Source organism: Duganella sp. Dugasp56, assembly GCF_047304105.1.
GTDB classification, from domain to species: domain Bacteria; phylum Pseudomonadota; class Gammaproteobacteria; order Burkholderiales; family Burkholderiaceae_D; genus Rugamonas; species Rugamonas hordei.
The window spans coordinates 1-14,621 of record NZ_JBGLYQ010000082.1; the positions used below are offsets into that span (position 1 = coordinate 1).

General features: G+C 70.6%; 13 protein-coding genes. All 13 read right to left on the reverse strand.

The window, feature by feature from the left end; all coding sequences use genetic code 11:
- Positions 1 to 49 precede the first annotated feature (49 nt).
- Positions 50 to 1,873, reverse strand: a complete 1,824-nt coding sequence (locus tag ACCD07_RS31365; RefSeq protein ID WP_413449599.1) for a sugar transferase — start codon at positions 1,871 to 1,873, stop codon at positions 50 to 52.
- On the reverse strand, positions 1,867 to 3,060 hold the full coding sequence (locus ACCD07_RS31370) for a DegT/DnrJ/EryC1/StrS family aminotransferase (RefSeq protein WP_353402612.1): 1,194 nt from the start codon (positions 3,058 to 3,060) through the stop codon (positions 1,867 to 1,869). Before ACCD07_RS31370 ends, ACCD07_RS31365 begins: the two co-directional genes overlap by 7 nt.
- Positions 3,057 to 4,328 carry a glycosyltransferase family 4 protein gene (locus tag ACCD07_RS31375; protein ID WP_413449600.1) on the reverse strand — a complete coding sequence of 424 codons (1,272 nt, stop codon included), beginning with the start codon at positions 4,326 to 4,328 and terminating at the stop codon, positions 3,057 to 3,059. The genes ACCD07_RS31370 and ACCD07_RS31375 overlap by 4 nt, the downstream gene beginning before the upstream one ends.
- A gap of 4 nt (positions 4,329 to 4,332) precedes the next feature.
- Positions 4,333 to 5,127 (reverse strand): hypothetical protein, encoded by a 795-nt coding sequence (locus tag ACCD07_RS31380; RefSeq protein ID WP_218087908.1) that lies wholly within the window; start codon positions 5,125 to 5,127, stop codon positions 4,333 to 4,335.
- Positions 5,124 to 5,831 carry a hypothetical protein gene (locus tag ACCD07_RS31385; protein WP_176654025.1) on the reverse strand — a complete coding sequence of 236 codons (708 nt, stop codon included), beginning with the start codon at positions 5,829 to 5,831 and terminating at the stop codon, positions 5,124 to 5,126. The genes ACCD07_RS31380 and ACCD07_RS31385 overlap by 4 nt, the downstream gene beginning before the upstream one ends.
- 9 nt (positions 5,832 to 5,840) lie before the next feature.
- Positions 5,841 to 6,530 carry a hypothetical protein gene (locus tag ACCD07_RS31390; protein ID WP_353402615.1) on the reverse strand — a complete coding sequence of 230 codons (690 nt, stop codon included), beginning with the start codon at positions 6,528 to 6,530 and terminating at the stop codon, positions 5,841 to 5,843.
- Positions 6,517 to 7,617 (reverse strand): glycosyltransferase, encoded by a 1,101-nt coding sequence (locus ACCD07_RS31395; RefSeq protein ID WP_353402617.1) that lies wholly within the window; start codon positions 7,615 to 7,617, stop codon positions 6,517 to 6,519. The genes ACCD07_RS31390 and ACCD07_RS31395 overlap by 14 nt, the downstream gene beginning before the upstream one ends.
- On the reverse strand, positions 7,610 to 8,872 hold the full coding sequence (locus ACCD07_RS31400; protein ID WP_353402619.1) for a hypothetical protein: 1,263 nt from the start codon (positions 8,870 to 8,872) through the stop codon (positions 7,610 to 7,612). The genes ACCD07_RS31395 and ACCD07_RS31400 overlap by 8 nt, the downstream gene beginning before the upstream one ends.
- Positions 8,859 to 10,190: an oligosaccharide flippase family protein gene (locus ACCD07_RS31405; RefSeq protein ID WP_413449601.1), complete on the reverse strand. Its 1,332-nt coding sequence runs from the start codon at positions 10,188 to 10,190 to the stop codon at positions 8,859 to 8,861. Before ACCD07_RS31405 ends, ACCD07_RS31400 begins: the two co-directional genes overlap by 14 nt.
- Complete coding sequence (locus ACCD07_RS31410) at positions 10,183 to 11,286, reverse strand: DegT/DnrJ/EryC1/StrS family aminotransferase (RefSeq protein ID WP_353404897.1); 1,104 nt, start codon at positions 11,284 to 11,286, stop codon at positions 10,183 to 10,185. Before ACCD07_RS31410 ends, ACCD07_RS31405 begins: the two co-directional genes overlap by 8 nt.
- 10 nt (positions 11,287 to 11,296) lie before the next feature.
- A complete protein-coding gene (locus tag ACCD07_RS31415) occupies positions 11,297 to 11,905 on the reverse strand; it encodes an acyltransferase (protein WP_176654030.1) in 609 nt (202 codons plus the stop codon).
- 48 nt (positions 11,906 to 11,953) lie between these two features.
- Positions 11,954 to 13,015, reverse strand: coding sequence for a Gfo/Idh/MocA family protein (locus ACCD07_RS31420; protein WP_176654031.1), 1,062 nt, complete (start codon positions 13,013 to 13,015; stop codon positions 11,954 to 11,956).
- Positions 13,016 to 13,048: 33 nt separating this feature from the next.
- Positions 13,049 to 14,621 (reverse strand): polysaccharide biosynthesis protein (locus ACCD07_RS31425; RefSeq protein ID WP_413449602.1); only part of this gene is annotated, 1,573 nt, incomplete at its 5' end.

Sequence of the window (14,621 nt, forward strand, 5' to 3'; positions counted from 1 at the left end):
GCCCCCTCCGGGGCCCCCCCCGGCCCGCGGGGCCCAATCGCCCCAACCCCTACGGGGGGCTCCCCCCCCCCGCCCGGGGGGGGGGGGGGGGCGCCGGCGCGGCCGGGCCGGCCATTGGCTGGCCGGCCCGCTCCGCCAGCGCCAGCTTGATGCGCCGGCGCAGCCGCGCGGTCTGCGCCTCGAACGGCAGGTGGAATAGGTAGGACAGCAGCACGCATACGGCCAGCATGGCGGCATACACCGCGATGCTGGCCGGTTCGTTGGGCGACAGCAGGGCGCCGCCCCGATAGTCCCACAGCATCCGCAACAGCGGCACATGCAGTACATACAAGGTGAACGAGAAGCCGGCGATGAAGTTGCTGAACGACGCCAGCCGGCGCCTGGCCGGCGTCGCGTCCCGGCGGCCGGCGCTGCACAGGCACAGCAGCAACAGCAGGCTGTAGAACATATCCTGCAGCCAGGAATTCCGGTCCAGGTCGCCATTCTGGCCCAGCAGGCGCAAGAACAGCGCCACCAGCAGCAGCGTCAGCGCGAACAGCCAGCGCTGCGTGCGGCTGGCCTCCAGCCGCACGCGCGAGGCGGCCACCCCCATCAGCCAGACGGTGAAATACAGCAGGATGTCGGTGCGCAGGCAGGCCGCGATCGACAGCGCCAGCGCGGCCGCGCCCAGCTGGCGGGTGGTGTTCGCGCCCCGCAGGCTCAGCACCAGCAGCGGAAACAGCACGTAGTACCAGGTTTCAAAGGCCAGGCTCCACAGCGGGAAGTTGCCGCCGAACGAGGGCACGGCCATGGTCTGCAGCCCGGCCAGGTTGCCGAGCAGGCTGGTGAGCGACCACGGGTTGGCGGCCGACAGGCTGGGCGCGGCCGGGTCCAGCGCGCCGCTGCCCAGCGCAAGCAGCAACATCAGTAGCATGCCTGGCAGCAGCACGATCCACAGCCGGGTCATGCGGTCGACCGCGTAGTCGCGCAACGCATGCGGCTGTCCGATGCGGTCGAGCAGGCTGCCGCCGACCAGCCAGCCGCTGATGACGAAGAACACCACCACCGCCTGGTGGGCGAAGCCGGTGGCGAAGGCCAGCGCCTGGTACCACCACGAAGGCGCTTCCAGCGTGCTCAGGCCCGGGAACACCTGCGCGCGCAGGTGGGCGGCGGCCACCTGCAGCGCCGCCAGTCCGCGCAGCAGCGCGATCAGCAGCGACTGCCGGTCCTGCGGCGCCAGCCGGCTTTGCTCCAGCCAGCGCAGGCGTGGCTGGACGGCGGCGTCCGCCTCCTGCGCGCGCCCGAGCAGCAGCGTCCTCAGCGTGCAGAACAGGATGCGCAGGTCGCTGCGGAAGCTGCGCTGCTGGACGTAGCGCACATAATAGTCCAGCTTGGCCGGCAGGATCTGCAGCAGATAGGTCTGTTCCGGATCCGCGGCGCGGCGCAGGATCTCGCCCTCGTCGCGGAAGTGCAACGCGGCCCAGTCGGTGATGCCGGGCGCGACCGACAACACGATCTCGCGCGCCTGCGGCGGGTAGTGGGCCACGTAGCGCGGCACCTCGGGCCGCGGTCCTACCAGGCTCATCTGGCCCAGCAGCACGTTGACCAACTGCGGCAGCTCGTCCAGCTTGTGCCGCCGCAGCAGCGCGCCGGCGCGGGTGGCGCGGGGATCGTCGGCCAGCGACAGCTGCCCCACATCCTCGGCCGCCGCCTGCATCGTACGGAATTTATAGATGTTGAACGGCACGCCGTGGCGGCCGACGCGGCGCTGGCGGAACAGCACCGGGCCGGGCGTGTCCCACTTGATCCAGGCCGCCAGCAGCAGCAGCAGCGGGGCCAGCAGCAGCAGCCCGGCCAGCGCGGCGGCGATATCGAACAGGCGTTTGGCTAGCATAGCAGCTCCTTCAGCGCGGCGATCACGCGGCTCTGGTCGGCGTCGCGCATGCGGGTGTACAGCGGCAGCGTCAGCAGCGACTGGTAGCTGGCGTCGGCCTGCGGGAACTGTTCGGGACGCAGGGCGTAGCGCTCGCGCCAGTAGGGCTGGCGGTGCAGCGGAATGTAGTGCACGCTGGTGCCGATGCCGCGTTCGGCCAGCAGCTCGATCAGGCGGTCGCGCGCCAGCGGCGCGGCGGCCGTCAGGCGCACCGGGTACAGATGCCAGGCGTGCTGGCAGCCGGGGCCGGCGTCCGGCGGCAGCCGCAGCGGCAGCCCGCGCAAGCCCTCGGCGTAGCCGCGCGCCAGCGCCTGGCGCCGCTGCAGGAAACGCTCGATCTTGCGCAGCTGCTCGCGGCCGATGGCGGCGGCGATGTCGGTCAGGTTGTATTTGTAACCGGGCGCGACCACCTGGTAGAACCAGGCCGGGCGCGGCGACGTGTAGCGGTCGAACGCATCCTCGCTGATGCCGTGCAGGCGCATGACCTTGACGCGGCGGCACAGCGCCGGGTCGCGGCTGACCACCATGCCGCCCTCGCCGGTGGTCATGGTCTTGTTGGCGTAGAAGCTGAACACGGCGGCGTCGCTGTCGAGCGTGCCGACCAGGCGCCCGCGGTGGATGGTGGGGAAGGCGTGCGCGGCGTCCTCGACCACGCGCAGGCCATGGCGCCGCGCCAGCGCCAGGATGGCATCCATGTCGCAGGCCAGGCCGCCGTAGTGGACCGGGATGATGGCGCGCGTGCGCGGCGTGACGGCGGCGGCGATCGCGGGCGGGCTGATGCACAGCGTGGCGTCGTCGACGTCGACGCAGACCGGCTCGGCGCCCAGATAGCGCACCACCTCGGCGGTGGCGGTGAAGGTCATGGTGGGCACGATGACCTCGTCGCCGGGGCCGATGCCGAGCGCCTCCAGCGCCAAGTGCAGGCCGGCGGTGGCGGAGTTGACGGCGATGGCGCTGACCCCGCCGCCCAGCCAGGCGGCGAAGTCCTGCTCGAACTGCCTGCTGACGGGGCCGCTGGTGATCCAGCCGGAACGCAGGCAATCGAGCACGGCGTCGGCCTCTTCCTGGCCCAGGTCCGGCAGCGCGAAGGGCAGGAAGTCGCGCGCCGGCGCGGCCGGGGCGGGTTGCTGCGGATGGGACGGTTTCATGGCGGTCTCCTGGAGGGCTGGCGGGTTTGGTCGCTGTGCGCGCCGCAGGCGGACAGGAAGCGGTCGGCCAGCAGCGCATAGTTGAGGTGGGTGCGCGCGTGCTCGGCGCCACGCCGGCCCAGCAGCGCGCGCTCCGAGCCGGTCATGGCGGCCAGCCGGGCGATGGCGGCGGCCAGCGCGGCCGGATCTTCGGGCGGCACGCTGAGGCCGCAGCTGGCCTCGGCGACCGGGTCGTTGCCGGCCTCGACCGCATGGACCACCGGCCGCGCCGCCATCATGTAGTCGCCCAGCTTGTTGGGCGCGATGCCGTAGCGGTACAGCGGCTGGCGCCGCCAGCCGAGGTAGGCGATGTCGAAGCGCGCCAGCAGCGCCGGCATGTGCTGCTTGGCCAGCGGCGCCAGGAAATGCACCTCGCGCAGGCCGGCGGCCGCGGCCTGGCGCCGCAGCGCTTCCTTGTCCGGCCCGGCGCCCGCCAGCACGAAGGACAGCGGCCGTCCGCGCAGCAGCGCGGCCGCGTCGAGCAGCGTGCCGAGCGCGTTGGCCAGGCCGTGGCTGCCGGCATAGCCGACCACCAGCCGGCCGCGCGCGCGCAGGCCGTCGAGCAGCGCGGCGGCCGGTGCCGGCAGCGGCGCGGCGTTGGCCTCCCACTCGGCCAGCGCGACGCCGTTCGGCACCACGTGCAGCTTGTGCGGCGCCATGCCGCGCGCGGCCATGTGCGAGGCGACCTTGGGCAGGATCGAGATCACGGCGTCGGCATGGCGGTAGGCGTAGTCCTCGGCCGCCTGCATCAGCAGGATGAACGGGTGCCAGCGCGGCATGCCGCCCAGCTCCATCGGCGACAGCGGCCACAGGTCGTGCACCTCGAACGCCAGCCGCGCGCCGGCCAGCGCGGCGATGCGGTGCGCCGGCCAGATGTCGGCCGGGTAGGTGCTGGAGGCGATCACCAGGTCGGGCCGGAAGTCCCGCGCCAGCGGCCGCGCGCCGCGGTACAGCGCGGCGACGAAGGCCGCCATATTGGCCGCCCGGCCCAGGCCGTTGCCGTGGTAGCCGGGTGTCGCATGCCAGCGGTAGTGGATGCCGTCGATGATCTCGTCCAGCACGGCGCGCCCGCCCAGCACCGGCGCGCGGGCGCGCAGATGCGAGGTGGCCGAGGCGACGATGCGCACGCTGTGCCCGGCGCGCACCCATTCGCGGGCCAGGTAGTAGGGCCGGTATTCCATGCCGTGGCGCACCGAGCCGGCGTAGTGGTTGATGAGCAGGATGTTCATCGGGTCACCAGCGCCAGGCTTCGAGCACGCGCCGCAGGTTGTGGCCGCTGCTGGCGGCCCAGTTGGTGCGCCATTGCACCGGGTGGGTCAGCAGGCAGATGCGGCGATGGCGGCCCAGCGCCTGCTGCGGGGGCATCGGATGGAAATATTGCGGGTGCGGCCGGTCGCTGATGTAGAGGTCGAAGCTGTCCATCAGCGCGGCGTCGTAGCATTCGGCGGCGATGCCGCAGCGCCGGCGCAGCGCCGGGTCGTCCAGCAGTTCGCAGTTGCTCATGCCGAGGCGGCGGTTGGCGAAATCGCCGTGGCTGGCGACCGTCAGCAGCTTGCTGCCCAGCTGTTGCTCGATGCGGTGGAAATTGCCCTCGAACTCGCGGCGGATGTCGGCCATGCGCGCACGCACCGTCGCCGGCGCCTTCAGGTGGGCGCGCTTGGCGTAGGTGGCGATCTCCTCGTAGTGGTAGCTGGCCTCGCTGCCGTAGCGCTCGATCTCGCGCATCAGCTCGAAGTCCAGCGTCGACAACCGGAAGTAATAGCTGGCGCGCACGCCGTGCTTGCGCTCGAGCGCGAACATGCGGCGGGCGGTGGCCAGGTCGGTGTCGATGTCGTGGCGGTGCACCAGCACCGGACGGTCGCCGCCGGCTTCCCCCTGGCGCAGCGTTTCCAGCCACGAGCGCACCGACGTCTGCCGGTAGCCGGCCCGCCGCGCCTGCCGCAGCAGCGCCTCGTAGTGATGCAGCCGCGACGGCATCAGGTAGTCGCTGTAGATGCGGCGGGCGATGGTCTTGATGGCGCTCTTCATAGCAGGCTGTAGCGCGCGCGGTAGGGGACGAAGCCGAGCATGGTCTTGAAGTGGCGCATCCCGGCCTGGGCGCCGAAGAAGGTGTCGTACATCAGGTAGTCCGGCCCGCCGCCGGCCTGCCGCTCGAGCAGCAGCAGGGCGACGATGTCGGTCACCATCAGGTGCATGACGCCGTCGTTGTTGCGGTAGCCCATCAGCTGGGAAAAGGCGGCGAAATTGCCGTAGCGGCCGACATTGCTGTAGGCCATCAGCTTGCCGAACTTGTTGAACACGCCGTAGTAGCGGAAATTGCACTGCGTGTCGTAGTGCAGCTTCTTTTCGCGGTAGTTGGCGTCCATCGGCCGGCCCTGGCGGGTGCTCAGGCTGGTGTTGATGTCGTGGATCTCGTCGATGTGCGCGTTGCGGTCGATCTCGGCCAGCCTGTAGCCGCGCCGCCTGGCCTTGCTGGCGTAGCCGGCGCCGCCGTGCTGGCCGGTCAGGCTGTCCAGGTAGGCGGTCGGGCAGGCGTGGCGGCGCAAGTCGATCAGCGCGACGCCGAGCTGCTTGTGGCCAAACACCTTGTACCTGGGATGCGGACGGGTGAAGTTGCGATGGGTTTCCCTGACGTCTTCCGGATTGAGACTGGTGTCGAAACAAAGGCTGGCCACGGGCAGTCTGGCTACGTCCAGGATCAACTGGCAATGGCGGGTGAGCGTGGTTAACATGTAAGCCCCTCAATGAATGGAGTAGTGGATGACATAGGGCTGGAAGCCCAGCTTCTTTTTAAATTCCCGCAAGCCGGGCTTGGCCCCCAGGTAGGTGTCGTACATGAAGTAGTTGTAGCGGCCGTCGTCGATCAGGCGGCAGGCGATGTCCGCCAGCAGCAGATACATGACGCCGCTGCTGTTCTTGTAGCCCAACAGGCGGTCGGTGGCGGCAAAGTCGCCATAAATGCCGACGTCGCAATAAGCGGCAAGCCGGCGGTCACGGTCGAGCACGCCGAAGTAGCGGAAGCTGTCGACGGCGAAATAGCGCTCTATCTTGTCGGCGTACGCCGGATCCATCGGCCGGCCCTGGCGCTCGGCCAGCGAGGTGTTGATGCGGTGGATGTCGTCGACGTAGTCGTTGCGGTCGATTTCCTCGACGCTGTAGCCGCGCCGGCGCGCGCGCCGGCTCTGGTAGCCGGCATTGTCCTTATGGCGCAGCGCGTGCAGGTAGTCGGCGCCGCTGGCGTAGGCGCGCAGGTCGATCAGCGCGATGCCCAGCGTCTTGTGCCGCACCAGCCGGTAGCGCGGATGCTGCATGGTGAACAGCGCGTGGGTGCGTTGTATCAGAGCCGGATTGAGCGCGGCGTCGAAGCGCAGCCGGGCGCGCGGCAGGCGGGCGATGTCGCCGATCAGGCGCAGATGGTCAAAGAGATTCATAGAAGCGCAGCAGCTTGATCGATTCGCTGCCCCAGTTGTAGCGCGTCCGCACCGCCGCGCGGCCGTTCTCGCCCATGCGGCGGGCGACGTCCGGATGGCCGGCCAGGTAGTCGATGGCGGCGGCGATCGCGGCCGGGTCGTGCGGATCGACGCACACGCCGCAGCCATTGCCCTCGACGATGCCGCGCCACAGGGGGAAATCGGAGGCGATCACCGGGATGCCGGCCGCCATGTACTCGAACATCTTGACCGGCTGCGCGTCCAGGTGGTTGGGCGTGGGGTGCAACGTGACCAGGCCGGCGCGCGAGGCGGCCAGCATGGCGCCGACGCCGGCGCGGTCGAGCAGGCCGACCGCGTCGATGCGGCCCCATCCCGGCAGGGCCCGCATCCGCGCGGCCAGCGCCGGTTCGCCGAAACTGCCGGCCAGGCGCACCCGCACCGGCGTGCGCAGCAGCTCGCAGGCGCGCACCAGCTCGGCGATGCCGCGGATCGCGCTCAGCCCGCCGACGTAGCACACCTGCAGCGGCTTGTGCTCCCAGCCGGGATCGGCGCTGAACTCGTCGGACAGCGGGAAGTTGTTGATGTCTATCGTGCTGCGGTTGATCAGCGAAAACTTGTCGCGGATGGTGGGCGTGGCGGCGATCACGCCGTCGAGCAGGCGGCAGGCATGGTGCTCGAAGCGGGCGTAGGCGGCGGCCAGCAGCCGCCGCGACGACGGCCCCAGGTAGGGCTTGCCCAGCAGCTGCAGCGGCACGTCCTCGTGGGCGTCGAAGATGACCTTGTGGCCGCGCAGCTTGAGCAGCAGCGCGGCCGGCAGCAGTTCCGGATCGTGCAGCTGGACGATGTCGGCGCGCAGCCGCAGCGCCAGGCGGTAGACGCGGTGCGTGCCCGACAGCATGCGGTCGAGCCGGCCGCTGGTGGCGCCGGCGTCGAGGATGCGCACGCCGTGGCGGTAGTCGTTGCCGTGGCCGTCGGCCACCACCAGCGCGACCTGGTGGCCGTGCTCGGCCAGGGTGCGGCATTGCTTGCCGAAGATGCGGCTGTCGTAGCGCGGATGGGCCGAGGTCAGGTGGGCGATGCTAAGCATGGCCTTCTCCACGGCGGTAGCGGGCGTAGGCGCCCAGCGCGGCGCCGATCTGCATGTCGCTGAAGAAGTGCGACAGGCACAGCAGCATCAGGGTCATCGCCAGCAGGCTCCAGGCCAGCACGAACGGCGGGCGGCGGTTGGCGCGCTCGCCCAGCGCATAGGCGTGCAGCGCCATCTGGCACAGCGGGTAGATCAGCAGCAGCAGCAGCGCGACAAAACCCAGCAGGCCGAGGTCGACCCAGGCCGACAGCACGTTGTGCGCATACAGCCCGACCTGGTAGCTGGCGTAGTCGCCCAGCAGAGGATGCCGGGCGATGGTGGCCAGCGCCTGCAGCGTCAGCTCGTGGCGCATGCTGGCCGAGCTCGACTGCGACAGGTCCAGCAGCTCCAGCGTGCGGTTGCTGGGCACGACGGCCAGGATGTCCCGCAGGTTGAACTGGATCAGCGCGGCGGCGCCGATGAAGGCGGCCAGCATCAGCAGGCGGTGGCGCGCCGTGTGCAGCTCGATCAGCGGGATCAGGAACAGCAGCGCGCCGAACTCGCTGCGGGCGGTGTTGATGTAGAGCGTGGGCAGGCCCAGCGCGTACAGCGCCCAGCGCAGGCTGCGCTGCGGCGTGCAGGCCAGCATCACGGCCAGCGGCAGCAGGTAGGAGCGGGAGAAACCCTGGTAGGTGGCGACGCTGTCCGGATCGCGGGCGGCGCCCAGCGCGGCCAGGTAGAACGCGCCGTCGACCGAGTACGCGAACACGATGAAGGACATGCCGGCCAGGCTGGCGAGCTGGGTCCAGCGGAAGCGGCGGCTGTCGAAATCGAGCGAGATGAAGATGACGAACAGGTTGAACAGGTAGACCAGGGCCAGCACGTGATGGCTGGTGATGACCGGGTTGGCGCCGGCGGCGTTGCAGGCGACGATGGCGGCGAAGTAGGCGAGGAAGGCGAGGAAGGCGGCGTCCACGCGGGGCAGCTGGTAGTGCCGCACCTGCAGCCGGCGCAGATAGGACAGCAGCAGCGGCGGCAGCATCAGCAGCGAGATGACGGCGAAATAGCCGCCCAGGTAGGCGCGTATCAGGCCCAGCCCCAGCAGCGTCTGGTAGAAGAAGAAGCCGGGGAACAGCAGGAAGAAGGCCAGTTCCGCATAGCCGGGACCGAGCAGGCCGGCGCGCGCCGGCGCGCGTGCCGGGGCAGGGGCGCGAGCCGGGCCGCGCTGCCGCCCCCGCGCGGGGAAGCCTGCCGCCGGCGATTCAGCCTGCCGCATGGAGCCTCCTCCCCGGGACATCGCGGTTCAGCGCGTAGCGGTAGGACATCTGCAGGTACAGCAGGTACAGCAGCGAGTAGCCGACCGTGTAGGCCAGCACGCTTTGCTTGAGCGTCAGCGGCGCGGCAAACGCGGCGATGGTCATGGCGAACAGGGCGACCTGCCAGACCAGCTCGATCTTTTGCCGGCCGGCGACGAAGAACACGTAGCTGAGCGGGCTGGCGATAAAGTTGAGGAAATACAGCGGCGCCAGGATCTGCGCCAGTTCGCCGGCGCCGCGCCAGGCCGGGCCGAAGACAAAGCTGAACAGCGCCGGCGAGGCCAGCAACAGCACCAGCGACGGCAGGCAGCCCAGCAGCAGCAGCACGCGCAGCGCGTGCAGGTAGGCCGGGCGGCAATTGCCGTCGTTCTGGAACTGGCGCACCGATTCGCGCTTGAACACTTCCAGCACCGAGGCGGCCAGCAGCGAGATCGGCGCCGCCAGCACGCGCAGCGTCAGCGCGTACAGGCCGGCGGCCAGCGCGCCGTGGCGCGCGCCGATGATCAGCAGCGGCAGCTGGCCGACGGCGGCATTGAGCAGATTGGCCGGCAATGAAAAATGCCAGAACGCGCGGTGCTTGATCAGGTAGCGCCGCTGCAGCGGGGTCGGCCGCCAGCCCGCCATCCAGTGCCGCCACCTGGCGTGCGGCGATGGCGGGGCGGACGGCGCGGCCCATGGCGCGCTCGACGGCGACGGCGGCGCCAGCAGGCGGCGCGCGGCCAGCAGCCCCAGGGCCAGCCCGGCCAGGTGGCCGGCCAGCAGCGCGGCGGCGCCGGCGCCGGCCAGCAGCAGGCAGAGCTGGGCGGCGGCGATGCCGCCCGCCGCCCACACCTTGGCCTTGGCCGCCGCGCCGAAGGCGTTATGCGACGCCGCATAGGCCAGCGTGGTCTGCATGACCGCCGTCAGCCAGGCCGCCGCGCCCAGCGTCAGCACGCCCAGCCACGACATGCCGGTCCAGCCGGCCAGCCTGGCGATGGCGGCGCCCAGCGTCAGCAGCACCGCCAGCCAGCCGGCCGACCACGCCACCACGCCGAAGCAGATGCGCTGCCGGGGCCGCCGGTGATCGATGATCATCGCGTTTTCCATCCGCAGCGTGGCCGCCACGGCGGCGATGGCCACCACGCCGTACCAGACGCCGAACGCGCCCAGGTCCTGCGGCCGGCACCAGCGGGTGATCAGCGGCGCGGCCAGGATGGGCAGGGCTTGCGCCGCCAGCGATCCGCTGAGCACGGTCAGCAGGTGTTGCCAGAAGGGCGGCAGGGGCGGCAGGCTAGGCATGATGGCCCGCTGATTCATCGGCGGCCAGCACGGTGGCCGCCACTTTTTCGGCGTCGGCCAGGGACAGGTAGGGTCCCATCGGCAGGCTCAGCACATGCTGCGACAGCAGCTCGGCAACCGGGCAATCGGCGTCGTCGAAGCCGGCATAGGCGGGCTGGCGGTGGATCGGCACGGGGTAGTGCACCGCGCTCGGTATGCCGGCCTGCTGCAGCGCCGCCTGCACCACGGCGCGCCGCCTGGGCAGGATGGTGTACTGCGCATAGGCGCTGCTGCGGTCGACCGCCGGCGCGAAGGTGGCGACGCGGCCGGCGAACAGGCGCTCGTAGCAGGCGGCCACGCGCTGCCGCAGCGCCAGCTCCTCGTCGAACACGGCCAGCTTGGCCAGCACCACGGCGCACTGCAGCGTGTCCATGCGGCCGCCGACGCCGATGCGCGTGTGCCGGTAGCGCTGCGACTGGCCGTGCACGCGGATCTCGCGCATCGCCTGCGCCAGCTCGTCGTCGCTGGTGAAGGCCGCGCCGCCGTCGCCGTAGCAGCCCAGCGGCTTGCTGGGGAAGAAGCTGGTGCAGCCGATGGTCGACAGGTTGCCGCTGCGCCGGCCGCGATAGCTGGCGCCGAAGCTCTGCGCCGCGTCCTCGATCACGGCCAGGCCGTGCGCCTGCGCCAGGTCGTTGATGGCGTCCATGTCCGCCGGCTGGCCGTACAGCGACACCGGCATGATGGCGCGGGTGCGCTTGCTCAGGCGCGCCGCGATCAGCGCCGGATCGATGTTGGCGCTGCCGCGCTCGACGTCGACGAACACCGGCCGCGCGCCCAGCAACACGATCGCCTCCGCCGTCGCGATGAACGAAAACGGCGTGGTGACGATCTCGTCGCCCGGCCGCACGCCCAGCGCCATCATCGCGATCAGCAGCGCCTCGGTGCCCGAGGCCGCCGTCACGCAATGGCGCGCGCCGCTCCACGCGGCCAGCCGCTGCTCCAGTTCGGCCACTTCCGGCCCCATGATGTACTGGCCGTGATCGAGCACGCGCTGCATGGCGCCGCCGATATCCTCACGCAGGCGCTGGTATTGCGCTTTCAGGTCGATGAATTCCACGATGCTCTCCTTATTCCGCCGACAGCAGGGTGCAGACGCCGCCGCTGACGGCATACACGTCGCCCGTATGCGGGCACACGGCCCGGCCCTCGCCTGCCTCTGGCAGCGCCAGCCGCTCGCCGTGGCGGCTGATCCAGCCGATGCGCCGCGCCGGCACGCCGGCCATCAGCGCGAAATCGGGCACGTCGCGGGTGGCGACGGCGCCGGCGCCGAGGAAGGCGTAGCTGCCGATGGTCACCCCGCAGACGATGGTGGCGTTGGCGCCGATGGTGGCGCCGCGGCGCACCAGCGTGGGCCGGTATTCGTCCTTGCGCACCACCGCCGCGCGCGGATTGTGGACATTGGTGAACACCATGCTCGGGCCGCAGAACACGTCGTCCTCGATGGTGACCGCGTCGTACACCGAGACGTTGTTCTGGATCTTGACGTTGTCGCCGATCACGACATCGTTGCCGACGTAGACGTTCTGCCCCAGCGAGCAGCAGGCGCCGATGCGCGCGCCGCCGCACACGTGGCTGAAGTGCCAGATGCGGGTGGCGGGGCCGATGACGGCGCCGGCGTCGACCACGGCGCTCGGATGGATGGTGTGCTGCGGCTGCAAGAGGGCGTTGCGGGACATGCGATTCTCCTTGGTTGTATCCTTGGTTGAACGGCGGATGGCCGGGCGTCAGTAATCGAGCGGCAGCGCCACGCGGCGGCCGTCGCGGGCGGAGCGGTAGGCGGCGATCAGCACTTCCAGCGACTTCAGGCCTTCGCGGCCGTCCGTCTCCGGCTCGGCCTCGCCGCGCAGCACCTTGAGCACGTTGTCGTAGTACAGCGGATGGCCGTAGCCGTAGACCGACGTGGTGGCGTAGCTGGCGTCCTTGACGCGCTCGTCGTCCTCGTCCGGCTCGGCGAAGTCCCATTGCTGCACTTCGTTGACGGCCACGCCGCCGATGCGCGCCGTGCCCTTTTCGCCGAGGATGGTGATGCTGCCTTCGAGGTTGTGCGGATAGGCCAGCATCGTCACGTTCATCGAGCCGAGCGCGCCGTTGCGCCAGCGCAGGCTGATGACGCCGGTGTCCTCGACCTCGATGTCGCGCGCCAGCGTGGCCGTGTAGGCCTGCAGGCTTTCCACCGGGCCGACGATCCAGTCGATCAGGTCGACGTAGTGGCTGGCCTGGTTCATGAACGCGCCGCCGTCGAATTCCCAGGTGCCACGCCAGGCCGCGCTGTTGTAATAGGCTTGCGGCCGGGTCCAGAACACGTTCAGCGTCACCATGTAGATGCGGCCGAAGCGCTTCTTGTCGACCGCGCGCTTGAGCAGCTGCAGCGTGGCGTTGCGGCGGTTCTGCTTGACCACGAACATGCGCACGCCGGCCGCGTCGCAGGCGGCGACCATGCGCTTGGCGTCTTCCCAGCGGGTGGCCATCGGCTTTTCGGTGATCACGTGGCGGCTAGCGCGGGCGATCTGCACCGCCTGCTCCGGATGCAGGCCGGAGGGCGTGGTGATGATGCAGGCGTCGATGTCCGCCGTAGCCAGCATCTGCTGCAGGCTGGCGAACGGCGCCGCCCCGGTGTGTTCGGCGGCCCGCTCCAGCGCGGCGGGATCGACGTCGCACACGGCGTCGAGCGTGCAGCGCTCGCCGTGCTGGCGCAGCGCGGAGAAATGGTTTTGTGCGATGCGGCCGCAGCCCACCAGGGCGAAGCGCATCTTGCGGTCGGTAACGGCGGGTGCGAACTGGCGCATGGTGCGGTTCTCCTCGGGGTGATGGGATGGATGTCAGGACGTCTGCGCCAGCTGCGCCATCGCCCGCAGCGCCTCGTCGGCGCCGGCGGGCGCGCCGGTTTGCGGCGTGAACTCGGACATGATGGTCTTCAGCATGGCTTCGATCAGCCAGCGGTCGTTGGTGTCGCAGGCCACCAGCAGCAATTCGATGTACTGCTCCAGCAGCGCCGGCGGCAGCGCCCGTTCCTTCATGCGCAGGATGCGCGGGTGCTCGCTGGGCACGGCGTCCTGCTCGGTCAGCAGCTCCTCCTGCAGTTTCTCGCCCGGGACCAGGCCGACGTACTGGATTTCGATGTCGCCGTGCGGATACTGGGCGGTCTTCTCGGTCAGGCCGGCCAGCGCGATCATGCTGCGCGCCAGGTCGACAATGCGGATCGGCCGGCCCATGTCGAGCACGAACACCTCGCCGCCCTCGGCCATCGCGCCGGCCTGGATCACCAGCTGCGCCGCCTCCGGGATCAGCATGAAGTAGCGCTCCATGCCGGCGTCGGTCACGGTCAGCGGACCGCCTTGCTGCAGCTGGCGGCGGAACAGCGGCACCACCGAGCCGGAGGAACCCAGCACGTTGCCGAAGCGCACCATACTGAACACGGTGCGGCCGCCGTCGCGCGCGGCCGTCTGCGCCGCCGCCTGGAACACCAGCTCGGACAGCCGCTTGCTGGCACCCATGATGGTGCTGGGACGCACCGCCTTGTCGCTGGAAACGAGCACGCAGGTCTCGACCAGGTATTTGTCGGCGATGCGCGCGACGTTGCGCGCACCCAGCACGTTGTTGCGCAGGCCCTCGACCACATTGGTCTCGACCAGGTTCACATGCTTGTAGGCGGCGGCGTGATAAATGGTGTCGATGCTGTCCTCCTGCATGATGCGGTCGAGCAGCCGCTCGTTGCACACCGATCCCAGGTGCGCGCGCAGCTGCAGCTGCGGCCATTGCGCCATCAGCTCCTGGCGTATGGTGTACAGCGAGAACTCGCAGTGGTCCAGCAGGTGCAGGCGGCGCGGACCCAGGCTGGCGATCTGGCGGCACAACTCGCTGCCGATGGAGCCGCCGGCGCCGGTCACCAGCACGCTCCTGGCGCGCACGCAGCGGCCGAACAGCGCGCTGTCCGGCGGCACCGGCGGCCGCCCCAGCAACTGCTCCAGCGGAAACTCGAAGCTGGCGCTGCGCGGCGCCTGGCGGCGCCACGCGTGGTCGGCCAGGTCCAGCAGGCCATGCAGGAACTTGACGCTGACGCCGCTGGTGCGCACCATGCGCAGCACGGCGCCGAGCCGCTCGCCGGAAATGTCGGGCAGGGCGATGACGATCAGGCTGATCGACGCGGCGGCCACCGTCTCGGCCAGCTGCTGCGGCGGCAGCACGCGCAGGCCGGCGATAGTGTGCGGCGCGCGGCCGTGCTTCTCGTCGAAAAAGCAGATCGGGCTATAGCGGCTGTCGGCGCGCATGGCTTGCGCCAGGCGCGGGGGGGGGGGGGGGGGGGGGGGGGGGGGGGGGGGGGGGGGGGGGCGGGGGGGGGGGGGCGCGCCGGGCCGGCGGCCGCGGGCGCCCCCCCCCCCCCCCCCCCCCCCC

Excerpts from the sequence above, each read along its gene's own strand:
- ACCD07_RS31370 (WP_353402612.1), bottom strand. The coding sequence starts at position 3,060 with ATGAAACCGTCCCATCCGCAGCAACCCGCCCCGGCCGCGCCGGCGCGC.
- ACCD07_RS31365 (WP_413449599.1), bottom strand. The coding sequence starts at position 1,873 with ATGCTAGCCAAACGCCTGTTCGATATCGCCGCCGCGCTGGCCGGGCTG.
- ACCD07_RS31380 (WP_218087908.1), bottom strand. The coding sequence starts at position 5,127 with ATGAAGAGCGCCATCAAGACCATCGCCCGCCGCATCTACAGCGACTAC.
- ACCD07_RS31395 (WP_353402617.1), bottom strand. The coding sequence starts at position 7,617 with ATGCTTAGCATCGCCCACCTGACCTCGGCCCATCCGCGCTACGACAGC.
- ACCD07_RS31415 (WP_176654030.1), bottom strand. The coding sequence starts at position 11,905 with ATGTCCCGCAACGCCCTCTTGCAGCCGCAGCACACCATCCATCCGAGC.
- ACCD07_RS31375 (WP_413449600.1), bottom strand. The coding sequence starts at position 4,328 with ATGAACATCCTGCTCATCAACCACTACGCCGGCTCGGTGCGCCACGGC.
- ACCD07_RS31405 (WP_413449601.1), bottom strand. The coding sequence starts at position 10,190 with ATGCCTAGCCTGCCGCCCCTGCCGCCCTTCTGGCAACACCTGCTGACC.
- ACCD07_RS31420 (WP_176654031.1), bottom strand. The coding sequence starts at position 13,015 with ATGCGCCAGTTCGCACCCGCCGTTACCGACCGCAAGATGCGCTTCGCC.
- ACCD07_RS31390 (WP_353402615.1), bottom strand. The coding sequence starts at position 6,530 with ATGAATCTCTTTGACCATCTGCGCCTGATCGGCGACATCGCCCGCCTG.
- ACCD07_RS31400 (WP_353402619.1), bottom strand. The coding sequence starts at position 8,872 with ATGCGGCAGGCTGAATCGCCGGCGGCAGGCTTCCCCGCGCGGGGGCGG.
- ACCD07_RS31385 (WP_176654025.1), bottom strand. The coding sequence starts at position 5,831 with ATGTTAACCACGCTCACCCGCCATTGCCAGTTGATCCTGGACGTAGCC.